At 42.0% G+C, this 13,126-nt stretch carries 9 protein-coding genes and 1 pseudogene; 4 read left to right on the forward strand and 6 right to left on the reverse strand.

The window, feature by feature from the left end; all coding sequences use genetic code 11:
* Positions 1 to 393: 393 nt before the first annotated feature.
* The 4 genes and pseudogenes from ACYTXL_RS00950 to ACYTXL_RS00965 form a co-directional block, all read right to left on the reverse strand.
* Positions 394 to 1,890, reverse strand: coding sequence for a glycosyl hydrolase family 57 (locus tag ACYTXL_RS00950; RefSeq protein ID WP_461923100.1), 1,497 nt, complete (start codon positions 1,888 to 1,890; stop codon positions 394 to 396).
* Between the two features lie 352 nt (positions 1,891 to 2,242).
* Complete coding sequence (locus ACYTXL_RS00955) at positions 2,243 to 3,112, reverse strand: SDR family NAD(P)-dependent oxidoreductase (RefSeq protein ID WP_461923101.1); 870 nt, start codon at positions 3,110 to 3,112, stop codon at positions 2,243 to 2,245.
* Between the two features lie 1,467 nt (positions 3,113 to 4,579).
* Positions 4,580 to 5,620, reverse strand: a pseudogene (locus ACYTXL_RS00960) (response regulator); the annotation flags it as partial.
* Between the two features lie 237 nt (positions 5,621 to 5,857).
* On the reverse strand, positions 5,858 to 6,781 hold the full coding sequence (locus ACYTXL_RS00965; protein WP_461923102.1) for a tRNA (5-methylaminomethyl-2-thiouridine)(34)-methyltransferase MnmD: 924 nt from the start codon (positions 6,779 to 6,781) through the stop codon (positions 5,858 to 5,860).
* A 26-nt stretch (positions 6,782 to 6,807) separates the two neighbouring features.
* Between ACYTXL_RS00965 and ACYTXL_RS00970 the strand changes: the two genes are divergently transcribed.
* Positions 6,808 to 7,656 (forward strand): sulfurtransferase, encoded by an 849-nt coding sequence (locus ACYTXL_RS00970; protein WP_461923103.1) that lies wholly within the window; start codon positions 6,808 to 6,810, stop codon positions 7,654 to 7,656.
* 564 nt (positions 7,657 to 8,220) lie between these two features.
* Here the strand turns inward: ACYTXL_RS00970 and ACYTXL_RS00975 are convergent.
* On the reverse strand, positions 8,221 to 8,490 hold the full coding sequence (locus ACYTXL_RS00975; RefSeq protein WP_461923104.1) for a hypothetical protein: 270 nt from the start codon (positions 8,488 to 8,490) through the stop codon (positions 8,221 to 8,223).
* A gap of 401 nt (positions 8,491 to 8,891) precedes the next feature.
* On the opposite strand from ACYTXL_RS00975, the gene gor reads away from it, so the two are divergent.
* Complete coding sequence (gor, locus tag ACYTXL_RS00980) at positions 8,892 to 10,268, forward strand: glutathione-disulfide reductase (RefSeq protein ID WP_461923105.1); 1,377 nt, start codon at positions 8,892 to 8,894, stop codon at positions 10,266 to 10,268.
* A gap of 356 nt (positions 10,269 to 10,624) precedes the next feature.
* Positions 10,625 to 11,260 carry a YqiA/YcfP family alpha/beta fold hydrolase gene (locus ACYTXL_RS00985; RefSeq protein WP_461923106.1) on the forward strand — a complete coding sequence of 212 codons (636 nt, stop codon included), beginning with the start codon at positions 10,625 to 10,627 and terminating at the stop codon, positions 11,258 to 11,260.
* Here ACYTXL_RS00985 and ACYTXL_RS00990 read toward each other — a convergent pair.
* Positions 11,211 to 11,879, reverse strand: coding sequence for a TonB-dependent receptor domain-containing protein (locus ACYTXL_RS00990; RefSeq protein WP_461923107.1), 669 nt, complete (start codon positions 11,877 to 11,879; stop codon positions 11,211 to 11,213). The genes ACYTXL_RS00985 and ACYTXL_RS00990 overlap by 50 nt on opposite strands.
* A gap of 99 nt (positions 11,880 to 11,978) precedes the next feature.
* Between ACYTXL_RS00990 and ACYTXL_RS00995 the strand changes: the two genes are divergently transcribed.
* A complete protein-coding gene (locus tag ACYTXL_RS00995; protein WP_461923108.1) occupies positions 11,979 to 13,124 on the forward strand; it encodes a histidinol-phosphate transaminase in 1,146 nt (381 codons plus the stop codon).
* The last annotated feature ends 2 nt before the right edge of the window (positions 13,125 to 13,126 follow it).

Here is a 13,126-nt window from a genome sequence, read left to right on the forward strand (position 1 = left end):
AATCAGGATCGTCACTATGACCAACAACAACTCGAAACACAGTTACCCCATAGTAAGTTTCAATATCAGTGTGCTAATCCAATTTGGATGGCAGCACCCTGCAACCTACACTTAGATTTCCCACTTACTTAAACTAAATCTCAATTCACCTGATTTTTATTTTCCGTCTCATCTGATATTCGGTAAGATACCGATAATAAAAAATTTGTCGCTAGTGAGGACTTTAGTCGTGTCTACAAGACGCTACGCAAACAAAATCAGGACTTCCGTCCTAACTACAAAAATTTTTTACTCAGCTTGATTAACCGGACATGATATGACGACACAAAAACTGCATGAAAAATTTTGGGAGCATTTTCTACAAAATTAACTCCCTAGTTCTTAGTTCCCAGTTTAATTTAGCTGCAATAAATTTTCGCCACGTTGGTAAATTTCGCGCGCATAGTCAGTCCAAGCGCCTTGTCCCCAATAACGAAAACAGCTGGTTTGCAGCAAAAGGTTATGTAGAAGAGCGTTACGATAATGAGATTGTCTACTAACAGGTTCTGCTGAATCAATTTGCTGTAATGTATCAACCTTTTGATGAAATAAACTACTTAATTGATACATAGGAGACAACACATTTTCATATCCTTTCACCCAACTGATATGATTTGTCCACGAGGCTCCATCCATGTGAAAATTAGAGTTGATTTGCTTTAATTCTTGAATCGCATTCTCTACAGCTTCCGGTTGGCAATTGTCTGGTGAAATTCGCTCCCAAATCTGATGTTGTCCCACTGGCTGACAAGTTGGATAATCTTCAGGTTTACAACCAGCAGCTTCTATTAATTCTAAATATTCTGTACCACACATCCCCACAACACATGATTTTCCTCCGCCGTTATTCACCATATCCCACCAAGCTTGTTTAAAAGCGCTAGGAAATTCATTCATCATCACACCACCATTTTCACCATCTCCAATTTGGCTAACTATTGGTGGCACAAATACACTGCCAATTGGTTCTTTGGATAAGGTTTTGGCTTCATAATAAGGCTGCATTTGTGCAACTAATTTAGTATCCGAACCTTGGGTTTTAATTAAGGCTGTAATGCTAATTGTTTCGCCTTGAGAATTGCGGGCAATCAGACGATGTGGTAAATGTTTATGGGTAAGAGATTGACCGTTAATTGTTTCTACAGAATGCTCTTGAACGAGTAGCCAGCGATATCCACATTCTTTCAGCGCTTTCACAAATTCAAAGAGAGCATCAGGGTGATTTGGTAGGTGCATTTCTGGCGGCGAAAATCCTTTGACTCGCGCTAGTGCTTCCCAGCCAAAAATTGCTGCAAAGTGATGTTGCCATGCAATGATCTGCAATTTAATATCTGCTATGGGTGTGGAAGGAATAACTGCATGGCTCCACATTGTACCCAGCCACTCTACATAAGGTTGGTATGTGCGATCGCAAGTGATGCGTTTAAGATTAACGAGAACATCACCGCGTCCCATTTGCCGCAGTCCCCACAAAAGATTACCTGAGTAATCCAACATCACACGGGGATTGCAACCTTGATTTACAAGTTCGGGGATCAAGTCTCCCATGCGGCTGTAACAATAAGCAAAAGCATCTGCATTGTGATTATCCCCCTCATTGGGATGTTCAAACATATATTGCAGATTGCTGATGAGTGTACCACCATTTCCAGCAGGTATAGTTGGCTGGTGCATGTGTAAGGCGATCGCAAACACAGCATTTACGTCTTCTAAGCGGATATTTGTTATTGGTAAAAATACTGGTTGATCATGGTTAACTACAGAGAGAACCTCTGTTTCCCAACCAGAAATATTCGGTAAGCCATCAATGATTTCGGGCAAAGGAGTGAGAGTTGTAGGGAAGGAAAGCATTTTTGGTTGCTCCGAAATAAGTTATATCTATATAAAATTTGCCTGAGTATCTAATAGCACTTGGCTTATATACAATAAATACCCTGAGCCATAAAATTTTTAATTTAGTGATTTTCACTAACTGCGAACTCAGGCAAGTCTACCCAGATATTCGCATCTTTGTGTTCTACTTTTTGATAAAGTTTGTTTACGCTGTGTGGATGCACCAAGTAAAGCTTGGTTTAATTTCACTTTAGGTAGATAGATAGGCAAATGCATCATTATGGCGCGATCGCAACTCTGGTAGAAATTTTGCTCCCCGGTAGGCGATCGCGTCAAAAAATTTAGGACTTATGTGCAGAGACACCAGAAATCATGTTCTTGACAAGAACATATCGCCAAAACGATGGATTCTCGTGAAAAAACTCAGTTTCGGGATCAGCTTGTTCAGTTTTTGACTCGGCTGTTTTGTTGCTGATGGCGGAGCTGCTATTTTTAAAATTAGCTCTAGGAACCAGGGAGCAAGGCGTTGACACAACACGGCTAAATGACTTTGCCATCCGACTAAAATTTCTGGTGAATCATTTTGCATTCCGGTGACGAGTGCTTTAGCCACTTCCTGGGGAGTCATGGGGATCACCCAGCGAAATAATTTTAAGTCGCGCATCATGTCTGTGTCTGTAAGGGAAGGCAGTAATGCGATCACCCGAATATTATGTTCAGCTAGTTCCCGCCGCAAGGCTTGGGTAAATCCCAAAATTGCAAACTTGGTAGCTGAGTAAGTCGCCATCGTTGGTGCAGCAACTTTCCCCATCAGGCTCGACACATTGACAATTGTCCCTTGTCTTTGGCTGGCCATGCGTCGAGCGATCAGACTAGTGAGGTTGTACATTCCTAACAAGTTTACAGAGAGTTCTTCTTGAACTTGAGGCATTTTAGATTGCAAAAACGAGCTTTGATATGCGACTCCCGCACAATTAACTAGCAGGTGAATTTGTCCGTAGTTGCGCCACAGTTGGGCAACAGCAATATTCACTTCAATTGTCTGCGTCAAATCTAATGCCACGATCGCAGTTTCTGTGCCCATTGCCTCGATTTCCTTAGCTACCTCGACTAACTTTTGGCGATCGCGTGCTATCAATATTAGCCGCTTGATGCCTTGTTGCGCTAGTTCGAGGGCGATTGCTCGTCCAATACCACGGGAAGCCCCTGTAATGAGGGCTACTTTGCCTTGAATATCCATTGGTTTTATCCTCCAAAATCTATAGTCTTACCAAACTCTTAGTTATTGCTGACACACATAATCAACACCTACTCGCTTATCGGCACAAGGTAAGACAAATAATTAATCGCAATTAAAATCAAACTGAAACTAAGCCTTTACCAACGAGATAGTTTTTGGTTAATCTGCAATCCCTCATAATTGTCTATACGAGGCAGACATTTCTCGTTTTTAATCTGTCAAAGCCTAACACACTTGGCTGAATATACGTAGCTCATAGATTTTATTTCTCCTAGATCCAAGCGCTCATCAGCATCGTTGTAATACACACGTTAGCAATTAAATCAAGGTATTGCAATATTCTTTAATCAGAATTTCTTAATAGTTCTTTACGACAAGTATATATATGGAAAAGATTTTATTAAATAAGTTTTTATAAATACCTCAGTACAAATATCTCACTTTCCTGACAATTACCTGCGATTTGGTGAAATTCTCCTACCTAAGTCCTAGCTAAGAAACAAAAAGGACATATAAGTTTTGTTTTACTGTTGCACCACTGGGTTTTTTCAAGTATTTCGCAGATTTGTATCAGTACATTTACTGACTTACTTTGAATCAAGGTCTCTAATTTATAGTTTTTAAAATAATAGAATAGAGTTAAATTATTGTCTTCAATGCAAATTACAACGGCATATTTATCTGCCAAAACTTTAGGGAAAATGGTTACTTGTTTGGCTTTAGCTTTGAGTTCATCAAAGGAATGGTTGAGACTTGTCTGGTATATAGCATTCCTTTAATTATTTCTGAACAACAAGATCCCCGATTTGTTAGAGAAGTCGGGGATCTAAAGCTTTCAATCTTCACAAATCAAATAAGATTGCTCTAGTTTAGGACTTACGCAAACAATAACTAAAACCCTGATTTTTAGGTAGGGGCAATACCCTGCGGTCAGCTAAAGCTACATAAATTGCCCCGGAGGGGGTGTAGTTTTGCGTAAGTCCTAAATTAAACCACGTCTATCTTGAAACCTGTAGTTCTTCTGTGAGCAAAAGGATTTGCCTTCATCCCCCAACCCCTTATCCCACATTTGGGAGAAGGGAAGCCCTCACCCTAAGTCCCTCTCCCATATCTGGGAGAGGGACTTAGGGTGAGGGCGAAAACTACGGTTCTCAACTTAGATGAGGTTTAATTAAATTCAGTAGATCGAAAAGTTTTCCAGAACCCTTACCAGGCGTTCATTTGAGTTTAGGAACATAATTTGCCGCAAGGGGTGTTAGAGTCTGCTTTTCAAGGAACGGGCGTTGTTGCTGGGTTAAAAGTGCAGTGCAAGCGATCACAATCATCAGCCCAAAAACGTCGCCTGAAACCCTGATTATTTCGTCAACTTACAAAAGTTTTCGATCTACTGAAATTGATACAGATGATGTACTAGAGAACAAAGGTTTGTGGCCTCCACCAAGCCAAACCTTCATTACTCCCTACTCCCTAATCCCTCTCTTTTTCCTGACAGGAGCGAATAAACTCTGCAAACTGCTGCATTAGTTTGGGATTACGCCAACCGGAATCAGTTTCTTTTTGCATGATTGAAAGTGCTTCTGCGGAAGTAAGAGCTTTTTTGTAAGGTCGTTCGCTGGTTAGGGCATCGTAAATATCGATTAACTGAAATACTTGCGCTAGGTAGGGAATATCATCCCCCTTGAGTCGATCAGGGTAGCCTGAACCATCCCAGCGTTCGTGGTGATGGCGAATAATAGGAATTACACCCCGCATACTGCGTAGTGGCCGGCAGATTTTTTCTCCAATTAAAACGTGCTGCTGCATGATCTGCCAATCTTCGGGGGTGAGTTTGTCTTTTTTCAGCAGCACTGCATCGGGAATACCCACCTTGCCGATATCGTGGAGATAACCACCCCATTTCAAATCTCGAATTTGGTAGCGTGAGAGGTTGAGGTATTCACCAAAAACTTGTCCCTGTTTTTCCAGCCGTTCACAATGATTACCTGTGTTGGAATCGCGGCTTTCAATCGACATGGCAATGGAAAATAGTACTTGTTCAGCATGGTCTAAATCTTCGTTCAGACGCTTCTGCCGCACTAAGGATTTTACGCGTGCCGCCAGTTCCACACGATCAAAAGGTTTGCTGAGAAAATCATCAGCCCCAGTTTCAATTCCCCGAATACGCGATCGCTTGTCATTTAACGCCGTAATAAAAATCACTGGGATTAGCCTAGTCTGCTCATCCTGTTTGAGTAATTGGCACACTTCAAACCCATCTATTCCTGGCATCATCACATCCAGCAAAATTAAATCTGGTTGTTTTTGAGTTACCAATTCGACAACAATTGAACCCCTGTCCGCCTCAATCACTTCGTATCCTTCTATTCCCAAGAGGGAAACAGCAGTCATGCGACTGGGAGCATGATCGTCAACTACTAAAACCCTCGGCGGATCTAAATCAAATCCATTCACTTTAGAACCTTTGACTTATAGTGTTCTAGATACCAATGAATCATCACCGCAATTAACATCAGCTTTTATCCAACAAGACTTTAGGCTTGCCTATCTTTAAGCATAAGGTTTTCTTGAGATCAGCCTAAAGAATAACCCATAATTAAGCTATTTGGCTTGTAAAAACTTGTTGTCTGAGTATCTGGGAAATAAATCAGAATTTTTGGCAAAAAAATGTTTAACTTTTCTGAAATTAAGGACTGGGAACTAGTTTGTAGTTGCATAGGTTAGCCGGTCGTAGACATCTCAATCTAACTACAAACTAGTTTCCATAAAATCCCTGCGTTGTGTTCCTAATAACCACTTTTTTCGCCAACCAGAAGTAGGTTCCAGGCGAGACGTTCGTTGCTCTTGTTGTCGCCGCATCACGATGACTTCGGTTGGATCGCTTAATTGGGGATCACGATAGGGAATAGCAGCACGGGTTAGCAAGTGTTCTTTTTCAGCTGGCGAGAGGGTAGGGAGTGCTGAGAAGTTTTTCAACTCAGCACTTTTAGAATGGGCTGCCAGAGTACCAGGCGATCGCCTTCCCACGGGTGGAGTAGAACCGATGATCAAGCCAGCAGACAAAAGTGCTGTGCGTACAGCAGCAGCACAAGAATAGGTGGCTAGTAAACCATCTGGATGTAAACACAATGACAGTTGTTTAATAAATTCAACAGTCCATAATTGAGGACATTGAGGTGGTGAAAAGGGATCGAGGAAAATTACATCTGCCCAGAAACCCGACTGATGTACTAAGCTAATTGTAGTTCTAGCATCGCCAATTAGTAGCTTCGCTTTCAGGTAAGGTGTTTGTACTTGATGCTCAAAAGCTAACTCCTTCAAAATTTCAATATAGTTACAGTTCCAATTGTCGAACAAGTTATGAGCGATCGCAGCTTGTGGCACAGATGGATTCAGTTCTAAACCGATTACTTCAACACAACAACTAGGATTCACTGCCCAAATTGTCTGCAAAGCAGCAGCTGTGTTATATCCTAGACCATAACAAATATCCAACAGCCGCAAGACAGGTTTTTGAGCGGCTGTAGCTAGTTGAGTAGGTTCTACAAACTTGAAAAAACTCTCCTGTTTAGCTCCAGAATGGCTGTGAAAGGATTCACCAAACTCTTGAGAGACAAAGGTGAAAGAGCCATCTGCTGTTAACTTAGGTGTAAAATTTTCTAAGTCTGACATCTTACAAAAAAACTAAATAATGATCAATGCCTAATACTTCGACAACGCTCAGTACAAGTACCCAATTTGTTGTTTCGCCAACTTGGCTGTTTGAACATCTAGAAGATCCGCAAGTCGTTATTGTCGATTGTCGCTTTTCTTTAGCCGATCCACAACTAGGACAACAACAGTACCAGACAAGTCATATAGAGGGATCATATTACCTAGATTTGAATCAGGATCTTTCCAGTCCAGTAGGTAAGCATGGCGGGAGACATCCTTTACCTAACCTCAATGATATAGCTAACAAATTGGCGGCGATTGGGGTAAATTACCAAAAAACTTTAGTTGTAGCTTATGATGATTCGCGCTTTGCCTTTGCGGCTCGTCTGTGGTGGCTGTTGCGCTATCTCGGACATGAGCAAGTCGCAGTACTGGATGGAGGCTTTGCTGGATGGCAAAAAGTTGGGTATTCTGTTACAAATCTTATTCCTCACGCCCGCATGGGTACGTTTGTAGCTCAAGTACAAACAGAAAAGCTGGTAGATATTACAGAGGTGAAAAGTCGCAAAGATACCCAGGAGGTAGTATTGGTAGATTCAAGAGAAAGCGATCGCTACCGAGGTGAACGAGAGCCAATTGATAAAATTGCTGGTCATATTCCCGGTGCAGTCAACTATCCCTGGCAAGAAGTTACAGACTCTTCCGGCTATCTACTTCCTCAAGATGAACAACGCCGTCGGTGGGAGAAGCTAGAAACAGCCGCAGAAATCCTGGTATATTGCGGTTCTGGCGTTACTGCTTGTGTGAATTTACTTTCTTTAGAATTAGCTGGCATTGACAAGGGTAAACTTTATGCTGGTAGCTGGAGTGATTGGATTTCATATTTTTTATAGTTAGGAGTTAGGAGTGAGAGATTAATTGAATACTCAGAATCTTAGTAAATTTCCAGTATAATTCCTAATTGACAAAAGTGATTTTTTCTTAAACTCTCACGAATGTTCATGACATAATTCTTCATATCCCACGATCAAGCCGTATATCCGTTGTCCGACTAAGTTTTCTATTGAATGTAAAATCTTATCTGAGATCATGTCCCGAAGAACCCCACCTCGTCGTAGTAAGCACTTTAGTCCTTATTTTCTAAGCACTAAAGCGCTTACTACAAACCCTCAAAACCAACTTGACAAAGTACTCGTTATAGGGGATTGCGTGCGATCCCTTTTGGTGCGTCCGCTACGTATAGCTTGCTTAATAGAAGGAGGTGGTAAGCTTCTCTACGAGACGCTCTGCGATCGCTAATAAATCTTCTCTTGCTAACAAACGAGTTAATTCTTGTAACTCTTATAACTCTTAACGTTGATCAAAACTGACCTAATTGCAAATTGTAATTAATACTGAAGAACCAGCCATCAGAATCAATGTTTTCGTCGGTTGAACAGCGATCGCCTGCTTTGAAGCTATCCAGGCGATCGCAGCAGATGTATTAGCCTCTCTAGTCTTTGGGAGTAATTTATCTCAGGTGCATTTAATAGTTGCTCTTTTGATTCTGAAGGAGATGTAGACAAATTACTTGGCTGCGATTCCAGCTGTGGCGGGTCATTTTGCTTTTGAGTATCTTCAGGTTTTTCGATTGTGTTTGGGGCTTGAGTTGTTTCTCGTATTTGCTGTGCCAGATTTAACGGCATCTGAGAGTCTAAAGGATGCGACTCACTGGACTGCTTGCACAAAGAGTTAATTTCTTGTTCAGGGCTAATAGCTAAAGTCCGTTTTAACGGACTATAACCTTTTCTTAGTCGTCTTTAGACGACTTTCGCTATTAGACTCAGAATTCATTCTGAGGCGGACTAGATCAGAATGAAATAGCCCTGAGAACCTATACCGCAAAAACCAACCACATAAACGTAAATTTATACCCCATGTCAGAGGCAGAATTATAACAGTTAAGTACTGCCTCTACAGCCAGCAAAGCAAAAAGTGATATTTCCTACGACCAGAGAACATCTGCTAACGGTAGATTAAATCAAGGACAGGACTTACACAGCGTTCACCGGATATCCTTATATAGTTCAATCACGTTTTCTGTGTAAGTTCCCAGGAACTAACTTGTTGCTAAAGAGAAGATAAATTTATGACTTTTGATTACGACCTGTTTGTAATTGGTGCGGGTTCTGGAGGTTTAGCGGCTTCCAAACGGGCGGCTAGCTATGGGGCAAAAGTGGCGATCGCTGAATATGATTTAGTTGGTGGCACTTGTGTAATTCGCGGTTGCGTTCCCAAAAAACTCATGGTCTATGGTTCTCACTTTCCCGGACTATTCAGTGACGCCGCAGGCTATGGCTGGAAAGTGGGTAATGTGGAGTTTGACTGGGAACATTTCATTACATCTATAGATAAGGAAGTTCGGCGACTGTCGCAACTACACATCAACTCTTTAGAAAAAGCGGGTGTGGAACTAATTCCTAGCCGCGCCACATTGGTAGACCCCCACACTGTAGAAGTTGATGGACGTAAAGTTACAGCAGACAAAATTTTAATTGCTGTTGGTGGGTTTCCCGTCAAGCCAGATTTGCCAGGGATGGAATATGGCATTACCTCTAACGAAATCTTTCATCTAAAAGAACAACCAAAACACATCGTCATTCTTGGCGCTGGTTATATTGGCACGGAATTTGCCTGTATTATGCGCGGTTTGGGTTCTGAGGTGACGCAAATTACCAGAGGTGAAAAGATTTTGAACGGGTTTGATGATCACATTCGCATAGAAATCGAAGAGGGCATGATAAACCATGGAATTCGGTTGATTAAGAATAATGTGATCAAAGCAATTGAACGTGTACCAGAAGGGTTTAAACTAACTTTATCAGGGGACGACCAAGAACCACTAATTGCCGACGTGTTTTTAGTGGCGACCGGTCGAACTCCCAATGTCGATGGACTAGGTTTAAAAAACGCTGGGGTTGATGTTGTCGCTAGTTCTATTGAAGGGCTTGGATACCCTACCACAAGTGCCATCGCAGTCAATGAATATAGTCAAACTAGTCAACCGAATATCTTTGCGGTTGGGGATGTCACTGACCGAATCAATTTAACTCCCGTGGCCATTGGCGAAGGTCGCGCCTTTGCCGATAGTGAATTCGGAAATAACCGCCGCGAATTCAGTCACCAAACTGTACCCACAGCCATATTTTCTAACCCAGAAGCCGCAACAGTAGGCTGGACAGAAACCGAAGCACGGGAAAAAATCGGTGATGCCGTAAAAATTTTTCACACTCGCTTTCGCCCCATGTACCATAGCTTGACTGGTAAGCAAGAGAAGACAATGATGAAGTTGGTGGTTGATAGCAACACTGATAAAGTGCTAGGCGCTCACATGGTAGGTGAAAATGCAGCTGAGATCATTCAAGGTATAGCGATCGCAGTTAAAATGGGCGCAACCAAAAAAGACTTTGATGCCACTGTCGGTATTCATCCCTCAGCCGCAGAGGAATTTGTCACAATGCGGTAATAAAAGTTAGGAGTTAGGAGTTATGAGTCATGAGTTTAAGAAAGAAACTTATAACTTCAAACTCCAAACTCTAGCTCTGTCAAGGTAAGTTTCGTATTCATTACACCTGTGAACTCGGAACTTGAGCCTCTGAACTCGGAATTTTCAAAATTATCATAAACAAGTGAAGATTTTGTTTAAACGAATATGAAATTCAACCTCTAATACCATTTCACTAAAACCCTGATACATATAGATTTCGCGTAGGGGCACGGCATTGCCGTGCCCCTACCAAGGTATTTCTATCATAATTAAAGTCAAACAGTATAACATATCACCTTGAAAAAGCTACTCCAAACTCCTAACTATCTACAGCCTTGCACTACATATATATTCACGGCTTTGCTTCCAGTCCTAATTCTGCCAAAGCGCGGGATATAAGCGATCGCTTTACCCAAATTCAGACAAAGCTGAAAATTCCCGACTTGAATGCTGGTGATTTTTCCCAGTTGACAATCACTCGTCAGCTAACTCAAGTTGCCGCAGAATTCAACAATGATCCTAAACCAGTAACACTCATTGGCTCAAGCTTGGGCGGCTTGACTGCTGCCCACTTGGGACAGCAATATTTACAAGTGCAACGCTTAGTTTTGCTAGCGCCAGCTTTTGGTTTTTTATCCCATTGGCTACCCAAGCTAGGGAATGAGCAAATACAGGATTGGCAGCAAGAAAAATATATCATGGTCTACCACTATGGGCAAGAGCGAGCAATTCCCTTAAGTTACGATTTTGTTACAGATGCTACCCAATACCAAGAAAAGCTTTTGCAACGTCCTATCCCCACCCTAATTTTGCATGGAAAAAAGGATGAAGTCATTCCGATTGAAGCCAGTCGTGACTTTGGGCGTTCGCGTCCTTGGGTGGAGTTAATCGAACTCGACAGTGACCACGCCTTGGGTAATGTTATGGAAGAAATTTGGCAGGCAATTCGCCTCTTTTGCCAGTTACATTGAGGCTGTAAAATATTAAACTTACCCCACCTCCTTTGTCCATATCGCTGGGGAGCAAATTGAGATACAAATCAAGTATCAGATTTGTGAGGACTTTTGCCGCTTTTCCTTTACTAGCGCCGCCAACAATCTCAAACATCAACGTGGCATTCGGAAACCTTTGCCGCAATTGCTGGATAAGTTGCTGCACTTGCTCAAGGGTGAAGTACATTAGCAAGCCTTCGGCAAGAATCAATAAATTCTCAGGTAGGCAATCGGGAATTTCATCCATCCAGCTAAAATCTAGAGCAGACTGAGCGATTAAACGATGTTGTTCAGTTTCATGATCCAACTGGCGGCGCAGGTTAATTACATCAGGCAAATCTAGATCAATCCAATGTTTACTGTCAAAGTATGCAAGTGTGGCAAAGAGTTTTTTAGCTAATAAATCTGCTTTGATTCCAAACTCATATCCGCTACCTTGCTGTGGATCTAAAGGTTTTCCTATAGCGGTTGTTCCTGAATTCGGTGTAAAAGATTGGGAATAGCTACCATATAGCGAAAGCCTCGACCACCCACTCAAGGGAATTGAGTTTCCCGCCGCTTTCAATAAAAACTTAGCTTTTAATAATAAATATCTCATTAAAATTTGTGGATTTGATTTTGGCCTTCCGGCTTCTGCTTGCTGTAGGCATCGCTTCTTTTGATTTACGATAAATTCAAATATTGGTTGACTAAAACTATGCTTCCTTTTATCCGGTCAGATTTAGCACAATTCACTGCCTACAAACCTCACCCCAGTAGCGATACAGCCGCATCTGTTCCCGCACAGTTCGATCGCCTGGATACAAATGAAAGCCCCTACGATTTACCACCTGAGTTAAAACAGAAGCTAGCCTGGACGTATCAGCAAGTAATTGAAACAAATCGTTATCCTGATGGCGGTCATGAAACCCTTAAGGATGCGATCGCACACTACGTCAATGAATCAGCCGCCCTCTCGCTATCCAATACTGCTGCCAATATTTCTGTTGGCAATGGTTCAGATGAACTAATCCGCTCATTATTAATCGCTACCTGTCTAGGAGGAGAAGGTTCAATTCTCGTTGCCAATCCCACTTTCTCTATGTACGGAATTTTGGCACAAACTTTGGGCATTCCTGTAGTGGCGGTGGGTAGAAATGAAACAAATTTTGAAATTGATATCAGCGCCGCACAGTCTGCGATCGCAAAAACTCAAAATCCCCCGATTCGCGTAGTTTTCGTAGTCCATCCTAATTCGCCAACTGCTAATAGCTTAACTGCGGCAGAGTTGGCATGGTTAAGAAGTTTGAGTAAGCATATTTTGGTAGTAATTGATGAAGCTTACTTTGAATTCAGCCAAACTACCCTAGTAGGTGAATTAGCACAGCGTCCAAATTGGGTAATATTACGTACTTTTTCTAAAGCCTTCCGATTGGCAGCTCTTCGCGTTGGCTATTGCGTCGCTCATCCTGAAGCGATCGCCATCTTAGAAAAAGTTCGCTTACCATACAATCTCCCCAGCTTTTCCATCACAACAGCATTAGTTGCTTTACAAAATCGCACACTCTTGCTAGAGTCAATTCCCGAAACCCTGAGTGAACGAGCCAAACTCATCGAAATTTTGTCCCAGCAACCAGAACTACAAATTACCGCCAGCGCTGCTAACTTTGTTTACCTGCGTCTGAAACCAAATGGCTTTAATTCACAAGATGCTGCGTTAAAAACTTTCCACCAGAAACTTAGAACACTTGGCACCCTTGTACGACATATTAGTGGAGGATTGCGAATTACTGTCGGCACAATAGAGGAAAACGCCCGTACCGTTAATCGAGTCCAAGCTGCTTTGGCAAATTTGGAATTTTAGCA

The sequence above is a fragment of the Nostoc sp. genome (genome assembly GCF_054880495.1).